Here is a 16,349-nt window from a genome sequence, read left to right as displayed (position 1 = left end):
GACCGTTCGTCACTCCCACGCATCGCGCCCCCCTAGTTAAATCCTGATCCTAGAGAATCACGACACGAAACGCTTCGCTACCGACTTCTTCAACAGCCTGCTAGAGCGTTTTCAAGCGAAGTGGATACCGGTTCGCGTAAAGAAAACGCGTTAAAACAAAAGTCTAGAGCCCCGTCCCGATTCCATCGGGACGGAAATGGCTCTGGTACACGCCCTAGCAGCGGGCGCCGCCGCCGACCGTAGCGCGGGCGAGCGAAGCCGCACATTGATCCTGCTTTGCTGCGGCGGGCACATTGCTCTCTTTCCCAGATTCTTGTTGCGGCCGGCGCGCTCTGGCGATGAACTGGATGGCCATGCCGTGGCCCAACCACTGAGAAGAGCAAGAACCATGTTCCTGATCGGCCAATACGACTCCCCCTTCGTCCGCCGCGTCGCGATTGCGCTCCGACTCTACGGTCTCGCCTTCGAGCACAGGCCGTGGTCGACCTTCGGCGATGCCGACAAGATCGCCCCCTACAATCCGCTGCGCCGCGTGCCGACGCTGGTGCTCGACGATGGCGAGGCGCTGATCGAGAGCACGATCATTCTGGACTATCTCGACGAGCTCGCAGGATCAGAGAGGGCGATGTTGCCGCGCGGCGGCGCCGAGCGGCGGCGCCACCTGCGCGTCTGCGCGCTCGCCACCGGCCTTGGCGACAAGGCGGTCAGCCTGCTCTATGAGCGAGTGCTGCGCAAGGAACAGCTTGCGCTGTGGGTCGAGCGCTGCCAGGCGCAGATTGCGGACGTGCTCGGCGTGCTCGAGGCCGAGCGTGGCAGGGTGACGACGCCGTACTGGCTGGGTGACCGCATCGGCCACGCCGACGTCGCGGTTGCCTGCGTCGTCCGCTTCACCCGCGAGGCGCATCCGCAATTGTTCGAACCTTCGCGCTACCCGGTGCTGTCAGCGCATGCCGAGCGCTGCGAGGCGCTGGCACCGTTCAAGGAGATCGTGCAGCCGCTGGCGCCGCCGAAGGGGTGAGGCCCCGCCTCAGTCATTCCGGGGCGCGCGTAGCGCGAGCCCGGAATCCATCGTGCAGCGGGTGATGTGGACAAATGGATTCCGGGCTCACGCCAAGGAGCGCGCCCCGGAATGACGGGATCGGCGAGGCGGTGAGTGCCAGACGGGCGCGGTGGGCGATCATGGATTGATACAGGTGTTTTGCCCGACGCAGCAAGTCGTTTCGGTAGGACCGAAATTCATCAAGACTTTCAACCCCATCTCTACTGTGCATGGGGTTGTTTTTCACTTTTTGGTTTTGGAGCGGAGGCGGGCTATCCCGCCCCCCGCGCGCTTCTTCTGCCAGACCAGGTGCACCGCGCAGGTACAGCCCGGCGGATGCGAGGCGAGGTCCTTCGACGTCTCGTCGTTCGCGGGCGTTGCCGCAAAAGCCTTGTCGGTCCCCTCTCGCGACGGGATGTAGTTCAGGATCGGCGCGAGCCAGCGCTCGGTCTCGGCGACACTCATGCCCTTGCGCTCGGCATAGTCCTCGACCTGGTCGCGCTCGATCTTGCCGACGCCGAAATAATAGCTCTCGGGGCTGGCGAAATAGAGCCCGGACACGCTGGAGCCCGGCCACATCGCAAAGCTCTCGGTCAGCTTCACGCCGGCGGTCGCTTCCGCGTCGAGCAGTTCGAACAGCGTCGCCTTCTCGGTGTGATCGGGCTGCGCGGGATAGCCGGGCGCGGGACGAATGCCCCGATATTTTTCGAGGATCAGGTCCTCGTTCGAGAGCCCTTCATCCGGTGCATAGGCCCAGAACTCGCGGCGCACGCGGGCATGCATGCGCTCGGCAAAAGCCTCGGCGAGGCGGTCGGCCAGCGCCTTGCACAGGATCGAGGAGTAGTCGTCATTGGCCATCTTGAAGCGGTCGGCGACCGCATCCTCGCCGATACCCGCCGTGACGACGAAGCCGCCGACATAGTCGGGCACGCCGGTGCTAACGGGGGCGACGAAGTCGGAGAGCGCCGCGTTGAAACGGCCCTCGCGCTTCTCGAGCTGCTGGCGCAACGTGTGCAGGGTCGTGATGCTCTTCGTCCGACTCTCATCGGCATAGAGCACGATGTCGTCGCCTTCAGCATTCGCCGGCCAGAAGCCGATCGTCGCACGCGCCCGGAACCATTTTTCCTTGACGATGGTGTCGAGCATCTTTCGCGCGTCGTCATAGAGCGAGCGCGCCACCTCGCCGACGGTCTTGTCATCGAGGATGGCAGGGAAGCGGCCGGCGAGCTCCCAGGTCTGGAAGAACGGCGTCCAGTCGATGTAGTCGACGAGCTCCGCGAGGTCGTAGTCGTCGAACGTCTTGATGCCGAGGAAGGTCGGCTTCACAGGCTTGCTCACGGCAAAGTCGACCGGCACGCGGTTGGCGCGGGCAGCGGCCAGCTTCAGGCGCTTCTTGTCGGCCTGTGCGCGCAAATGGGCTGCGGAGATCTTGGCATATTCGGCGCGCACCTCGGCGGCGTAAGCGTTTCGCCTCTCCGGCGACAGCAGCGCGGAGGCGACGCCGACCGCGCGGCTGGCGTCGTTCACATGCACCACAGGGCCCGCCTGATAGCTCGGGTCGATCTTGACGGCCGTGTGCACGCGGCTCGTCGTCGCGCCGCCGATCAGCAGCGGCAGCTTCAGGCCTTCGCGCTGCAGTTCGCCGGCGAAGAACGCCATCTCGTCGAGCGAGGGCGTGATCAGGCCGGAGAGGCCGACGATATCAGCCTGTTCGGTTTTCACGGTCTCGACAATCTTGGCCGCCGGCACCATCACGCCGAGGTCGATGACCTCGAAATTGTTGCACTGGAGCACGATGCCGACGATGTTCTTGCCGATGTCGTGGACGTCGCCCTTCACGGTCGCGAGCACGATCTTGCCGGCGGAAGAGGAGCCTTCCGTGCCAATCCCGTTGACGAGGTTGCGGGCCTTCTCCTCTTCCATGAACGGCATCAGCCAGGCGACCGCCTGCTTCATGACGCGCGCGGATTTCACCACCTGCGGCAGGAACATCTTGCCGTCGCCGAAGAGGTCGCCGACCACGTTCATGCCGGCCATCAGCGGCCCCTCGATCACGTCGAGCGGGCGCGTCGCGGACTTGCGGGCTTCCTCGGTGTCCACGTCGATGAACTCGGTGATGCCGTGGACGAGCGCGTGCGACAGCCGCTTCTCCACCGGCCATTCACGCCAGGCCAGATCAGCTTCCTTGGCTTCGGTCTTCTTGCCGCGGAATTTCTCGGCAAGCGCCAGCAGGCGTTCGGAGGCGCTCGCGTCGCGGTTGAGGACGACGTCCTCGCACACCTCGCGCAGCTCGGGATCGATGTCGTCATAGACGACCATCTGCCCGGCATTGACGATGCCCATATCCATGCCTGCCTTGATGGCGTGATACAGGAACACCGAGTGCATGGCCTCGCGCACCGGCTCGTTGCCGCGGAACGAGAACGACAGGTTCGAGACGCCGCCGGAGATGTGCGCGCCGGGCAGGTTCTGGCGGATCCAGCGCGTTGCCTCGATGAAGTCGACGCCGTAATTGTTGTGCTCCTCGATGCCGGTCGCGATCGCGAAGATATTCGGATCGAAGATGATGTCTTCCGGCGGGAAGCCGACGCGGTTCACCAGGATGTCGTAGGCGCGCTTGCAGATCTCGGTCTTGCGCGCGAACGTATCGGCCTGGCCGGCTTCGTCGAACGCCATCACCACGACAGCCGCGCCGTGACGGCGGGCGATCTGCGCCTCGTGGATGAACTTCTCCTCGCCTTCCTTCATCGAGATCGAGTTGACGATCGGCTTGCCCTGCACGCATTCCAGGCCGGCCTCGATCACCGAGAATTTCGAGGAGTCGACCATGACAGGGACGCGTGCGATGTCGGGCTCGGCGGCGACGAGGTTGAGGAAGGTCACCATCGCGGCTTCGGAATCGAGCAGGCCCTCGTCCATGTTGACGTCGATAACTACCGCCCCGTTCTCGACCTGGTCGCGCGCGACCTGCAGCGCGGCGGTGTAGTCGCCGGCGGTGATCAGCTTGCGGAAGCGGGCCGAGCCGGTGACGTTGGTACGCTCGCCGACATTCACGAAGGGAATCGCATCCGTCAGCACGAACGGCTCGAGGCCGGAGAGCCGCAACCGCGGCTCGATCTCCGGCACGATGCGCGGCTTGTGCGGGGCCACCGCGGCGGCAATCGCGGCGATATGGTCCGGTGTGGTGCCGCAGCAGCCGCCGACGATGTTGACGAGGCCGTCGCGGGCGAATTCGCCGACCAGGCGCGCCATGTACTCGGGCGTCTCGTCATACTGGCCGAACTCGTTGGGCAGTCCGGCATTGGGATAGGCGCAGACCAGCGTGTCGGCGACGCGGCCGATATCGGCGATATGTGCACGCAGATCTTCGGCGCCGAGCGCGCAGTTGAAGCCGATAGTGATCGGCTTGGCATGCCGCACCGAATTCCAGAACGCTTCCGGCATCTGCCCGGAGAGCAAGCGGCCGGATTTGTCGGTGATGGTGCCTGATACCATCACGGGCACGTCGATGCCGCGCTGCTCCGTGATTTCGGCGATCGCATAGAGCGCGGCCTTGGCGTTCAGCGTATCAAAAATGGTCTCGACCAGCAGCAGGTCGACGCCGCCGTCGAGCATGCCGTTGACCTGTTCGCCATAAGCTTTGCGCAGATCATCGAAGGTGACGGCGCGGTAGCCGGGATTGGCCACATCAGGCGAGATCGAGGCGGTGCGGTTGGTGGGGCCGATGGCACCGGCGACGAAACGCGGCTTGCCGTCCTCGGCTTCGACGCGTCTTGCAGCGTTGCCGGCGAGGCGGGCGCCTTCGCACGCCATTTCGTAGACGATGTCGGTGAGGTCGTAATCGGCCTGCGCGATTGACGTCGTGGAGAAGGTGTTGGTCGCGACGATGTCGGCGCCGGCACGCAAATAGGCGGCGTGGATGTCCTCGATCGCCTTCGGTTGGGTCAGGATCAGGAGATCGTTGTTGCCGCGCAGGTCGCGATGGAAATTCTTGAAGCGCTCGCCGCGGAAGGCGGCCTCGTCGAACTGGAGCGCCTGGATCATGGTGCCCATGGCGCCGTCGAGCACCAGGATGCGCTCACGCGCGGCGTTCAGAAGGGCAGTTCGCTTGGGAGAGGGAGATACGGTCATTTTTGTCTTAGGCCGCCTTCTGCGCGCTCTTGGCGCGAATGCCGAGCAAATGGCTGATCGCGAACACGAGATCGGCGCGGTTCATGGTGTAGAAATGGAAGGTGTCGACGCCGTGCTTTGCCAGCTTCTGCACCTGGCCGGCCGCGACAGCCGCGGCCACCAGCTTGCGGGTCTCGGCGTCGTCATCGAGGCCCTCGAATTTCGCCGCGAACCAGTCGGGCACCGTGGTGCCGGCGCGGGTGACGAAATTGCGGGCCTGCTTGAAATTGTGCATGGGCATGATGCCCGGCACGATCGGGATGTTGATGCCGCGGGCGCGGACGCGGTCGAGGTAGCGGAAGTAGAGGTCGTTATCGAAGAAGACCTGGGTGATCGCGCGCGTTGCGCCCGCATCGACCTTGGCCTGCAGCGTATCGATGTCGGCGTCGAAGTCGCGCGCTTCAGGGTGTTTCTCTGGGTACGCCGAGACCGAGACCTCGATGTCGGCATGCCGCTTCTTGATCCCCGCGACGAGCTCGGCGGAGCTCTGGTAGCCGTCGGGATGGCTGGAATAGGGCGTGCCGATGCCGCCGGGCGGATCACCGCGCAGGCCGACGATGTGGCGGACGCCGACCTCGTGATAGCGATCAACGATCTCGTCGATCTCGCCGCGCGAAGCGCCGACACAGGTCAGATGCGCGGCCGGCAGCAGCGCGGTCTCCTTCAGGATGCGGGCGATGGTCGAATGGGTACGCTCACGGGTCGAGCCGCCGGCGCCGTAGGTCACCGAGACGAATTTCGGTTCGAGCGGAGCCAGCCGGTTGATGGTCTCCCAGAGATTGCGCTCCATCTCCTCGGTCTTGGGCGGGAAGAACTCAAAGGAGATCGCAGGCCGCTTCACGGCATGGTGCCCGTCTTGCCCGTCGGCTTGGGCAGGCGTCGTCAAATCGGTCATGGCACCACTCACTCCAGGGTCTTCGTGGCCGGCGGTCAGGTCTAGATTGGCAGAGGCTAAGATAAGCCAAAGCCGCCGCGCTCGACAGCCCATCGATGATGGGAAATGGCCCACTTTCGCAAAAATGGAACAAATATTTGGTTATATGGAGCGGATGGGTGGGAAGTCTGTTCCGTTGATAATAATTACGATAAATCAATGTGATGGCGGAATTTTAGCGGCAAGATGACGCAATCTGTCTCTGTGGGCAGTATGAAATTCCTGCAGCCAGGAGGATGTGTGTCCCACAAAGGCCCCGGCACGTGGCCTCTCGGCTTGCGCGCCAGACCTGCGCGGTCTGCCCATTGCCGCCGGGCTGGCCTCCACTACGTTAGCGCGCCATGATTCCGCTCTCAGTCCTCGACCTCTCCGTCGTCACCACGGGCACAAAACCCGCCGTCGCGCTGCGCAACAGCATCGACCTGGCGCGGCATGTCGACGGGCTCGGCTATGTCCGCTACTGGCTCGCCGAGCACCACAACCTCGCCTCGGTCGCGAGCCCCGCCCCCGACGTGATGATCGGGCAGATCGCGGCGGTGACGAAGCACATCCGTGTTGGCTCCGGCGGCGTCATGCTGCCGAACCACGCCCCGCTGGTCGTAGCCGAGCGCTTCAAGATGCTGGAGGCGCTGTTTCCCGGCCGCATTGACCTCGGCCTCGGGCGCGCGCCCGGCACGGATGGCGCCACGGCCTATGCGCTCCGCAGCCGGCTTGACCGGCGCGAGGGCGACGACTTCCTGGAGCGGCTGCACGAATTGATCCTGTGGGAGACGCGCGAATTTCCCTCAGGCCACCCCTACAACAACGTCGTCGCGATGCCTGACGACACGCCACTGCCGCCGGTCTGGCTGCTCGGTTCCAGTGATTATTCGTCGGAATTGGCCGCTCAGGTCGGCATGGGCTTCGCCTTCGCCCATCATTTCGCATCCCACGATGCGATCGACGCGATGGTGCATTACCGCAACCGTTTCCAGCCTTCGGCCTGGCGCGCGAGCCCGCACGCGATCCTCGCGGTCGCGGTCATAGCGGCCGACACGGATGAAGAGGCCGAAAAACTCGCCACCTCCTTCGATCTCAATCGTCTCCGCCGCGACCGCGGTCAATATCTTCCGCTGCCGAGCGTCGAGGAGGCGGTGGCCTATCCCTATACGGATGCCGAGCGCATCTCGATCGCCCGCAACCGCTCGCGCCTGTTCGTCGGCAGCCCCGCGACGGTGCAGAAGAAGCTTCAGCCGCTGATCGATGCGAGCAGGCCGGACGAATTGATGGTGATCACGGCCGTGTATGATCACGAGGCGCGCAAGAAGTCGTATTCCCTGCTCGCGCAGGCGTTCGGGCTGGTGAAAAGCGCGGCCGCGTAAACGCTATCGTGCCCCGGACGCAGCGCAGAATGAAATGATGCGCTGCTGAGCTGGGGCCCATCGTGCCCCCCGGGTATCGCGGCCCCTGGGTCCCGGCTCGCGCTTCGCGCGTCCGGGACACGAGACTAATCCTGCGTCTCGCTGAACGTTGCCCGGAACGGGTGCCCCGGATACACGCCGACAATGCGGAATTCGCGCGAGAAGAATTTCAGCTCCTCGATCGCGAAGGCGAGGCCCTTGTCCTCGGGGTGGCCGTCGACGTCAGCATAGAACTGCGTGGCGAAGAAATTGCCGTCGACCATGTAGCTCTCGAGCTTGGTCATGTTGACGCCGTTGGTGGCAAAGCCGCCCAGCGCCTTGTAGAGCGCGGCCGGCAGGTTGCGCACCCGGAATACAAAAGTCGTGACCAGCGGGCCGGAGCCTTGCGCCGCCCATTTCGGCTCGCGCGCCAGCACCACGAAGCGCGTCGTGTTGTGCGACTCGTCCTCGATGTCCTCGGCGAGGACGTCGAGGCCGTAGATCTGCGCGGCAAGCCGCGAGGCGATCGCGGCGACAGTCTTGTCCTTGCGCTCGGAGATGTCGCGGGCACTGCCGGCGGTGTCGGCGTGCACGATCGGCTTGATGCCGAGCTTGCGGATGATGCGCCGGCACTGGCCGAGCGCATGCACGTGGCTCTCGACGCTCTTGATATCGGCGAGCTTGGTCCCCTTCACAGCCATCAGTTGATGCCGGATCGGCAGAAACCATTCGCCGACGATGAAGAGGCCGGAGGCCGGCAGGAGGTGATGGATGTCGGCGACGCGGCCCGCGACCGAATTCTCGATCGGGATCATGCCGAGATCGGCCTCGCCCGAGGAGATCGCCGACAGCGCATCCTCGAATGTCGAGCAGGGCATCGGCTCGGCGTCAGGATAGGCCTCAACGATGGCGATGTGGGAATTGGCCCCAGGCTCGCCCTGGAATGCGATTTTCAGCTTGCTCATGATCAGTAATAGCTCCTGGTCGGCCTTGTAACAGCGGCTCAGGATTTGGAAAGTATGCTGCGAGCGGTCTCCAGATCCGCCGGCGTGTCGACCCCGCGGGGCACGGTGTCGACGATGGTGAAGTCGATGCGCATTCCGGCCTCCAGCGCCCGGAGCTGCTCGAGCTTCTCCTGCAATTCCAGCGGCGAGGGCGGCAGCGAGACGTAGCGCTCCAGCGCGGCGCGGCGGTAGGCGTAGAGGCCGATATGGTGGTATCGGGGTCCGTCGCCGGTCGGCGCCGTGGCGCGGGTGAAATAAAGTGCGCGCATGCGCCTGCCCCCGAGCGAGGTTCCGACCGCCTTCACAACGCTCGGCGCCAGGTCCTCCTCTTCGGTATGGATTTGCGAGGCCAGCGTGGCGATGTCCACGGCCGGGTCTTCCAGCGGCGGCAGCACCTCGCGGATATTGTCGATCGTGATCGTCGGGAAATCGCCCTGGAGATTGACCACGATCTCGGCCTTGCCGTCCGGATCGAGCTTCTGCATGGCCTCGTGGATACGGTCGGAGCCGGAGGGGTGCTCGGGGCGGGTCATTACGGCCTCGCCGCCATGGGTGGTCACGACGGCCGCGATCTCCGGCGTGTCGGTTGCCACCGCGACCCGCCCGATTCCGGCGGCCTCGGCGCGGCGCAACACATGCACGATCATCGGCAGGCCTGCGATATCGGCGAGCGGCTTGCCGGGCAGGCGGGTGGCGGCCATGCGGGCCGGGATCAGCACCAGGATGCGGGGATCGATCATCGGTTCAAGGGCCTGGAAACGGGACGTTTTCCGCGTCGAGAAATGGAATGGGGATGGCCCGAAAGCCGGGTCGCTTATACGGGTTGCCAGACCCCGGGCAAACCGATATCTCAATGGCAAAACTCGGGGGAAAGACAAGGAACGTGTGATTCTCCCGAGGCTCGTCCTGGCGGCCGCCCGGCCGCTTATTCCTTCTTGCGGTGTGGGGCCTAGCCGGAAATGGACTCTTTCGAACTCAATAAGATTCTCGGTGCCGTGCTCGGTACCTGTCTCGTTCTGCTGGTCACGAGCTTCACCGCCCAGGCGCTGTTCTCGCCCAAGATGCCGGAAAAGCCGGGCTTCGAGATCGCCGTGAAGGAAGAGGCTGGCGACAAGGGCGGTGCGGGCGCTGCCCCCGCGGCCTCCGAGCCGATCGAAAAGCTGCTCCAGACCGCCTCCGTCGAGAAGGGCGCTGCCGCCGCCAAGAAGTGCGGCGCCTGCCACACCTTCGAGAAGGGCGGCCCGAACCGTGTCGGTCCGAACCTCTACGGCGTCGTCGGCGAGGCAAGGGGCGAGGGCCGTAACGGCTTCAACTTCTCGGCCGCCATGAAGGCCAAGGGCGGCACCTGGACGTTCGACGATCTCAACAAGTTCATTGCCAATCCGAAGGGCTTCATCCCGGGTACCGCGATGGGCTTCGCCGGTATTCCGAAGGATTCCGAGCGCGCCGACGTCATTGCCTATCTGAATTCGCTGTCCGAGCATCCCCAGCCGCTGCCGACGGCGTCGAAGTAAGGCCTCAAGAACCCATCTTGGAATACGCGGCCAGGCTGAAAAGCCTGGCCGTTTCCTTATGTGGCCCCCGCGGGACCGTTATCGGGGCGTTTGGCCGCAGCGAACCGCCGTCCCGGGCTTCCAAGATGAGCAAAAAGCAACATATTCGGATCGAAACCTCGCCTATATTGAGCACTTAAAGGGGTAACCTCCTTCAAGACAGGGATATTGATTTGGCCATTACCCGACGCGATCTTTTGCTCACCGGTGCTGCAGCCGCCGCGCTTCCTGCCGTCGGTTCCGCGGCGGGCGTTCCCGTCATCGGCGCAGCCGCGGCGCAATCGGCGGGTGAGCTGTCTTCAAGTGAGCTGCCCTGGCGCCACGCATTGTCGCTGTTCGGCGACATCAAGTACCCCGCCGACTTCAAGCGCTTCGACTACGTCAATCCGGGCGCGCCGAAGGGCGGCGTTGCCCGCCTGATCTCGCTCGGGACCTTCGACAATTTCAACCTCGCAGTCGCCGGCATCAAGGGCTCGCTCGCCCCGGCCGCGGCGATGATCTACGAAACGCTGATGACCCGCGCGCTGGACGAGGTCGCCACCGAATATGGCGAGCTCGCCGAGTCCGCGCAGCATCCAGACGATTTTTCCTGGGTGACTTATCGCCTGCGCAAGGAAGCGCGCTGGCACGACGGCAAGCCGGTGACGCCGGAGGACGTGATCTTCTCGCTGGAGTCTCTGAAGAAGCTGAGCCCGATGTACGCCTCTTACTACCGTCATGTGGCGAAGGTGGAGAAGAGCGGCGAGCGCGACGTGAAATTCACTTTCGACGCGCCCGGCAATCGCGAATTGCCGACCATCGTGGGGGGAGCTCATCGTGCTGCCGAAGCACTGGTGGGAGGGCACTGATGCGCAGGGACGCAAGCGCGACATCAGTGCGACCACGCTGGAGCCGCCGCTCGGCTCCGGCCCCTATAAGATCAAGGAATTCGTCCCCGGGCGCTCGATCAAGCTCGAGCGTGTGAAGGATTATTGGGGCGCCAACGTTCCGAGCCAGATCGGGACCAACAATTTCGACGAGCTGCGCTACGAGTTCTTCCGCGACAACCTGGTCGCGCTGGAGGCGTTTAAGGCCGACCAGGCCGACTGGATCGCGGAAAACTCCGCCAAGCAGTGGGCCACGGCCTACGACTTCCCCGCGGTCGCAGACAAGCGTGTGGTCAAGGAAGAATTCCCGATCAACGATTCCGGCCGCATGCAGGCCTTCGCCTTCAACGTCCGGCGCGATCAATTCAAGGACGTGCGCCTGCGCCGGGCCTTCAACTATGCCTTCGACTTCGAGGAGATGAACAAGCAGCTCTTCTTCGGCCAGTACAAGCGCATCAACAGCTATTTCGAGGGGACCGAACTTGCCTCCTCCGGGCTGCCCGAGGGGCAGGAGCTGCAGATCCTTGAGACCGTAAAGGACAAGGTGCCGCCGGAGGTTTTCACCACGGCCTACCAGAATCCCGTCGGCGGTAATCCGGAGGCGGTGCGCGCCAATCTGCGTGAGGCGGCGAAGCTCCTGAAGGAGGCCGGCTTCGAGGTGCGCGACCACAAGCTCGTCGACGCCTCCGGCAAGCCGCTCTCGGTCGAGATCCTGGTGCAGGATCCGTCATCCGAGCGCATTGCGCTGTTCTTCAAGCCGTCGCTGGAGCGGATCGGCATCAGCACCTCGATCCGGGTCGTCGACGACGCGCAATACCAGAACCGGCTGCGCAGCTTCGACTTTGACATGATCATCGATCAATGGGGCCAGTCGCTCTCGCCCGGTAACGAGCAGCGCGAGTTCTGGGGCTCGCAGGCAGCCGACATGCCGGGGGCGCGCAATACCATCGGCATCAAGAATCCCGCGGTCGACGCACTGATCGAGAAGGTGATCTACGCCAAGAACCGCGGCGAGCTGGTCGCCGCTACTCACGCGCTCGATCGCGTGCTGCTGTGGAATTTCTATCTCGTGCCGCAATTCACTTACGGCTTCTCGCGCTACGCCCGCTGGGATCGCTTTAGTCATGGCGAGCCGCTGCCGAAATACGGCCGGTCCGGCCTGCCGACGCTGTGGTGGTATGATGCCGAAAAGGCGGCGCGCATCGGAAAACGCTCTTGAGGAAGCAATTGCGCATGGCGCAGCTTTCACGCCGGCATGTGTTGGCCCTGGGTGTCGGCGGCGTGTTCAGCGCCGCCGCGCTGCGTGGCGCGGCGGCGTCCGAGATGCCGGCCGAAGCCCACGGCATCTCCGCCTTCGGCGATCTCAAATATGCCGCCGATTTCCGCCAGTTCGACTATGTCAATGTCGACGCGCCGAAGGGAGGCACGTTCTCCCTCATTCCGTCGGTGCGCGCCTACAATCAGTCCTATTTCACGTTCAACTCGCTCAACGCCTACATCCTGAAGGGTGACGGCGCGCAAGGTATGGACATGACTTTCGTGCCGCTGATGGTGCGCGCGAACGACGAGCCTGATGCGATGTACGGGCTTGCCGCCAAGTCCGTGCAGATATCACCGGACAAGCTGGTCTATCGCTTCACCATGCGGCCCGAAGCGAAATTCCACGACGGCACCAGGCTCACCGCCCACGACGCGGCGTTTTCGCTGACGGCGCTGAAGACCAAGGGACATCCGCTGATCATCGTGCAGATGCGTGACATGGTCAGCGCGGAGGCGATCGACGATACGACGCTCGTCGTCACCTTTGCCAAGGGGCGGGCGCGCGATGTGCCGCTCTATGTCGCGAGCCTGCCGATCTTTTCGAAGGCATTCTATGCGTCTCGCCCGTTCGACGAAACGTCTCTGGAGACCCCGTTGGGCTCGGGGCCGTACAAGGTCGGCAAGTTCGAGGTCAACCGCTACATCGAGTTCGAGCGGGTGAAGGACTGGTGGGCTGCCGATCTGCCGGTTTGCCGCGGCAGCTACAATTTCGACGTCGTGCGCTATGAGTTCTATCGCGACCGCGATGTCGCCTTCGAAGGTTTTACCGGCAAGAATTATCTCTACCGCGAAGAGTTCACCTCACGTATCTGGGCGACACGCTATGACTTTCCTGCCGCGAAGGATGGTCGCGTCAAGCTTGAAATCGTACCCGACGACACGCCGTCCGGTGCGCAGGGCTGGTTCATCAACACGCGGCGCGAGAAATTCAGAGATCCGCGCGTGCGCGAGGCTCTGATCAACGCCTTCGACTTCGAGTGGACGAACAAGACCATCATGTACGGCGCTTATGCTCGTACGGTGTCGCCGTTCCAGAACTCCGATCTCATGGCAAGCGATGGGCCTCCTTCGCCGGAGGAACTGAAGCTGCTTGAGCCGTTTCGCGGCCAGGTTCCCGACGAAGTGTTCGCCGCACCGTTCACGCCTCCGGTCTCGGACCGCTCCGGTCAAGACCGCAGCCTGTTGCGCAAGGCGCAGCAATTGCTGAACGAGGCCGGCGTGCCCATCAAGGACGGCAAACGGGTGCTGCCGAACGGCGAGGTGTTCAGGATCGAGTTCCTGTTGGACGAGCCCTCGTTCCAGCCGCACCATGCGCCCTACATCAAGAATCTGGCGACGCTCGGCATCGAAGCGAGTGTGCGCCTCGTCGATGCCGTGCAACACAAGGCGCGCCAGGAAGATTTCGACTTCGACATGACGATCCAGCGTTTCAGCATGTCGGCCACGCCGGGCGATGCCATGCGCGCGTTCTTCTCGTCTCAGGTCGCGGCGACCAAGGGCTCCTACAATCTCGCGGGCGTCTCCAGCCCGGCCATTGACGCCATGATCGAGAAAATCATCGCGGCCGACAACCGGGAGGAATTGACCGTCGCCTGCCGCGCCTTCGATCGCCTGTTTCGCGCCGGCCGCTATTGGGTGCCGCAGTGGTATAACAAGACGCACCGGCTTGCTTATTGGGATCAGTTCGCTCATCCGCAGAAGCTGCCGCGTTACGCCAACGGCGTCGGCGCCCCCGACATCTGGTGGCATGATGGCGCCAAGGCGGCCAAGCTCGAGCAGGCGAAATAATCATGAGCGCCTATATCGCCCGCCGCATCCTCCTGATGATCCCGACCCTGCTTGGGATCCTCTTCGTCTCCTTCGTCGTCGTGCAGTTCGCGCCGGGCGGTCCGGTCGAGCGCGTGATCGCGCAACTGTCCGGGGCCGACACCGGTGGCAGCTCCCGCATTTCAGGTGGGGGTGACTTCGCGCAACGTGCGCCGGGGCAAGTCGGTGCCGGAGGCGATGCCATCAACTCGAAATACCGCGGCGCGCAGGGACTTGACCCCGACTTCATCAAGAAGCTGGAGGCGCAGTTCGGTTTCGACAAGCCGGCGCCGGAACGCTTCGCGCTGATGGTGTGGAATTTCGCCCGATTCGATTTCGGCAAGAGCTATTTCCGCGACGTCAGCGTGATCCAACTGATCAAGGAGAAGCTGCCGGTCTCCATCTCGCTCGGCATCTGGCTGACGCTGATCACCTATCTGATCTCGATCCCGCTCGGCATCCGCAAAGCGGTCAAGGACGGCACGCGCTTCGACACCTGGACCTCGGCCGTGATCATCATCGGCTTTGCGATCCCTGGCTTCCTGTTCGCGATCCTGCTGATCATCCTGTTCGCTGGCGGCTCCTTCTTCAACCTGTTCCCGCTGCGCGGGCTGACCTCGGACGGCTGGTGGCAGTTTCCCTGGTACTGGAAGATCATCGACTATTTCTGGCATCTGACCCTACCGCTGCTCTCGATGGGCCTGAGTGCATTCGCGACCATGACGCTGCTCACCAAGAATTCGTTCCTGGACGAGATCCGCAAGCAGTATGTCATGACCGCGCGGGCCAAGGGCTGTAGCGAAGGGCAGGTGCTCTACGGCCACATCTTCCGCAACGCGATGCTGATCGTGATCGCGGGCTTCCCGGGCGCCTTCATCCACGCCTTCTTCTCGGGCTCTCTTTTGATCGAGACCATCTTCTCGCTCGACGGGCTCGGGCTGCTCAGTTTCGAGAGCGTGCTCAACCGCGACTATCCCGTGGTGTTCGGCACGCTCTACATCTTTTCGCTCGTCGGCCTCGTGGTCAATCTGATCTCCGATCTGACCTATATGTGGATCGACCCGCGGATCGACTTCGAGGCGAGGGAGGTCTGATGACACTGACCGCCCCCACCCCGATCGAGACCACGACGACGTCGCCGCTCGGCGAAGCTGTGCCGGCCACGCGCAAGCCGTTCGCGCCGTCGCCGCTCAACAAGCGGCGCTGGGAGAATTTCAAGGCGAACCGGCGCGGCTACTGGTCGTTCTGGATCTTCATGGTCCTGTTCGTGGTGTCGCTGTTCGCCGAGCTGATCGCCAACGACCGGCCGTTCCTGATCAAGTATGACGGCCACCTCTACTGGCCGGCCTTCGTCACTTATTCGGAAACGACCTTCGGCGGCGATTTCGAAACCGCGGCCGACTACCGCGATCCCTATTTGCAGAAGCTGATCAAGGAGAAAGGCGGCAGCATCGTCTGGCCGCTGATCCGCTACTCCTACGACACCCACAATCTCGATCTGCCGACGCCGGCGCCGTCGCCGCCGACCTGGATGCTGACGGAAGCGCAATGCAAGCCGGTCGTCGAGAAGAAGGGCCTGAAGAGCTGCCGCGACCTCGAATACAACTGGCTCGGCACCGACGACCAGGGCCGCGACGTCGTGGCGCGGCTGATCTACGGCTTCCGCATCTCGGTGCTGTTCGGCCTTTGCCTGACCATCGTCTCCTCGATCGTCGGCGTCGCCGCCGGTGGGATCCAGGGCTATTTCGGCGGCTGGATCGATCTCACCTTTCAGCGCTTCATCGAGATATGGACCGCGATCCCCTCGCTCTATCTGCTGCTGATCCTGTCGTCGGTGCTGGTGCCCGGCTTCTTCGTGCTGCTCGGCATCCTGCTGCTGTTCTCATGGGTGTCGCTGGTCGGCCTCGTGCGCGCCGAATTCCTGCGCGGCCGCAACTTCGAATACATCCAGGCAGCACGTGCGCTCGGCGTGTCGAATGCCGTGATCATGTTCCGGCACCTGTTGCCGAACGCGATGGTGGCGACCATGACGTTCCTGCCGTTCATCGTCTCCAGTTCGGTTATGACGCTGACGGCGCTCGACTTCCTTGGCTTCGGCCTGCCGCCCGGCTCGCCCTCGCTCGGTGAGCTCCTGTCGCAGGGCAAGTCGAATGTGCAGGCGCCGTGGCTCGGCTTCACCGGCTTCTTCTCGGTGGCGATCATGCTGTCGCTGCTGATCTTCATCGGCGAAGCCGTGCGCGACGCCTTCGATCCGCGCAAGACGTTCAAGTGAGGACGT

The 16,349-nt window shown here is 63.7% G+C and carries 10 protein-coding genes and 1 pseudogene; 7 read left to right on the top strand and 4 right to left on the bottom strand.

The genetic code is table 11. The annotated features are described in order from the left end of the window. Positions 1-388 precede the first annotated feature (388 nt). Positions 389-1,018 (top strand): glutathione S-transferase family protein, encoded by a 630-nt coding sequence (locus AC629_RS21660; protein ID WP_084807010.1) that lies wholly within the window; start codon positions 389-391, stop codon positions 1,016-1,018. Positions 1,019-1,282: 264 nt separating this feature from the next. Here the strand turns inward: AC629_RS21660 and metH are convergent, their stop codons facing one another. Together metH and metF are read right to left on the bottom strand one after the other, a co-directional pair. Continuing rightward, positions 1,283-5,170, bottom strand: a complete 3,888-nt coding sequence (gene metH / locus AC629_RS21655) for a methionine synthase (protein WP_084807009.1) — start codon at positions 5,168-5,170, stop codon at positions 1,283-1,285. Positions 5,171-5,177: 7 nt separating this feature from the next. Then, positions 5,178-6,104, bottom strand: coding sequence for a methylenetetrahydrofolate reductase [NAD(P)H] (metF, locus tag AC629_RS21650; protein WP_084807015.1), 927 nt, complete (start codon positions 6,102-6,104; stop codon positions 5,178-5,180). Positions 6,105-6,484: 380 nt separating this feature from the next. Here metF and AC629_RS21645 point away from each other — a divergent pair, with 380 nt between their 5' ends. Further along, entirely contained in the window at positions 6,485-7,504 is a 1,020-nt protein-coding gene (locus AC629_RS21645) for an LLM class flavin-dependent oxidoreductase (RefSeq protein ID WP_084807008.1), read from the top strand. 125 nt (positions 7,505-7,629) lie between these two features. Here the strand turns inward: AC629_RS21645 and AC629_RS21640 are convergent, their stop codons facing one another. Further along, positions 7,630-8,487 carry a prephenate dehydratase gene (locus AC629_RS21640; RefSeq protein WP_084807007.1) on the bottom strand — a complete coding sequence of 286 codons (858 nt, stop codon included), beginning with the start codon at positions 8,485-8,487 and terminating at the stop codon, positions 7,630-7,632. Between the two features lie 38 nt (positions 8,488-8,525). Then, entirely contained in the window at positions 8,526-9,266 is a 741-nt protein-coding gene (locus AC629_RS21635) for a 3-deoxy-manno-octulosonate cytidylyltransferase (protein WP_084807006.1), read from the bottom strand. 219 nt (positions 9,267-9,485) lie between these two features. Between AC629_RS21635 and AC629_RS21630 the strand changes: the two genes are divergently transcribed. The 5 genes and pseudogenes from AC629_RS21630 to AC629_RS21610 all read left to right on the top strand — a co-directional run bounded on the left by AC629_RS21630 (position 9,486) and on the right by AC629_RS21610 (position 16,343). Next, on the top strand, positions 9,486-10,040 hold the full coding sequence (locus tag AC629_RS21630; protein ID WP_084807005.1) for a c-type cytochrome: 555 nt from the start codon (positions 9,486-9,488) through the stop codon (positions 10,038-10,040). Between the two features lie 212 nt (positions 10,041-10,252). After that, positions 10,253-12,164: pseudogene (locus AC629_RS21625) on the top strand (extracellular solute-binding protein). Between the two features lie 14 nt (positions 12,165-12,178). Further along, positions 12,179-14,053 carry an extracellular solute-binding protein gene (locus AC629_RS21620; RefSeq protein ID WP_084807004.1) on the top strand — a complete coding sequence of 625 codons (1,875 nt, stop codon included), beginning with the start codon at positions 12,179-12,181 and terminating at the stop codon, positions 14,051-14,053. Positions 14,054-14,055: 2 nt separating this feature from the next. Beyond that, entirely contained in the window at positions 14,056-15,165 is a 1,110-nt protein-coding gene (locus AC629_RS21615; RefSeq protein ID WP_084807003.1) for a microcin C ABC transporter permease YejB, read from the top strand. Continuing rightward, positions 15,165-16,343, top strand: coding sequence for an ABC transporter permease (locus AC629_RS21610; RefSeq protein ID WP_084807002.1), 1,179 nt, complete (start codon positions 15,165-15,167; stop codon positions 16,341-16,343). The genes AC629_RS21615 and AC629_RS21610 overlap by 1 nt, the downstream gene beginning before the upstream one ends. Positions 16,344-16,349 lie beyond the last annotated feature (6 nt).

The organism is Bradyrhizobium sp. NAS80.1 (genome assembly GCF_001908205.1).
GTDB lineage: Bacteria > Pseudomonadota > Alphaproteobacteria > Rhizobiales > Xanthobacteraceae > Bradyrhizobium.
Note: the sequence above shows the minus strand (reverse complement) of the source record. Positions and strands in the feature narration are given on the sequence as shown.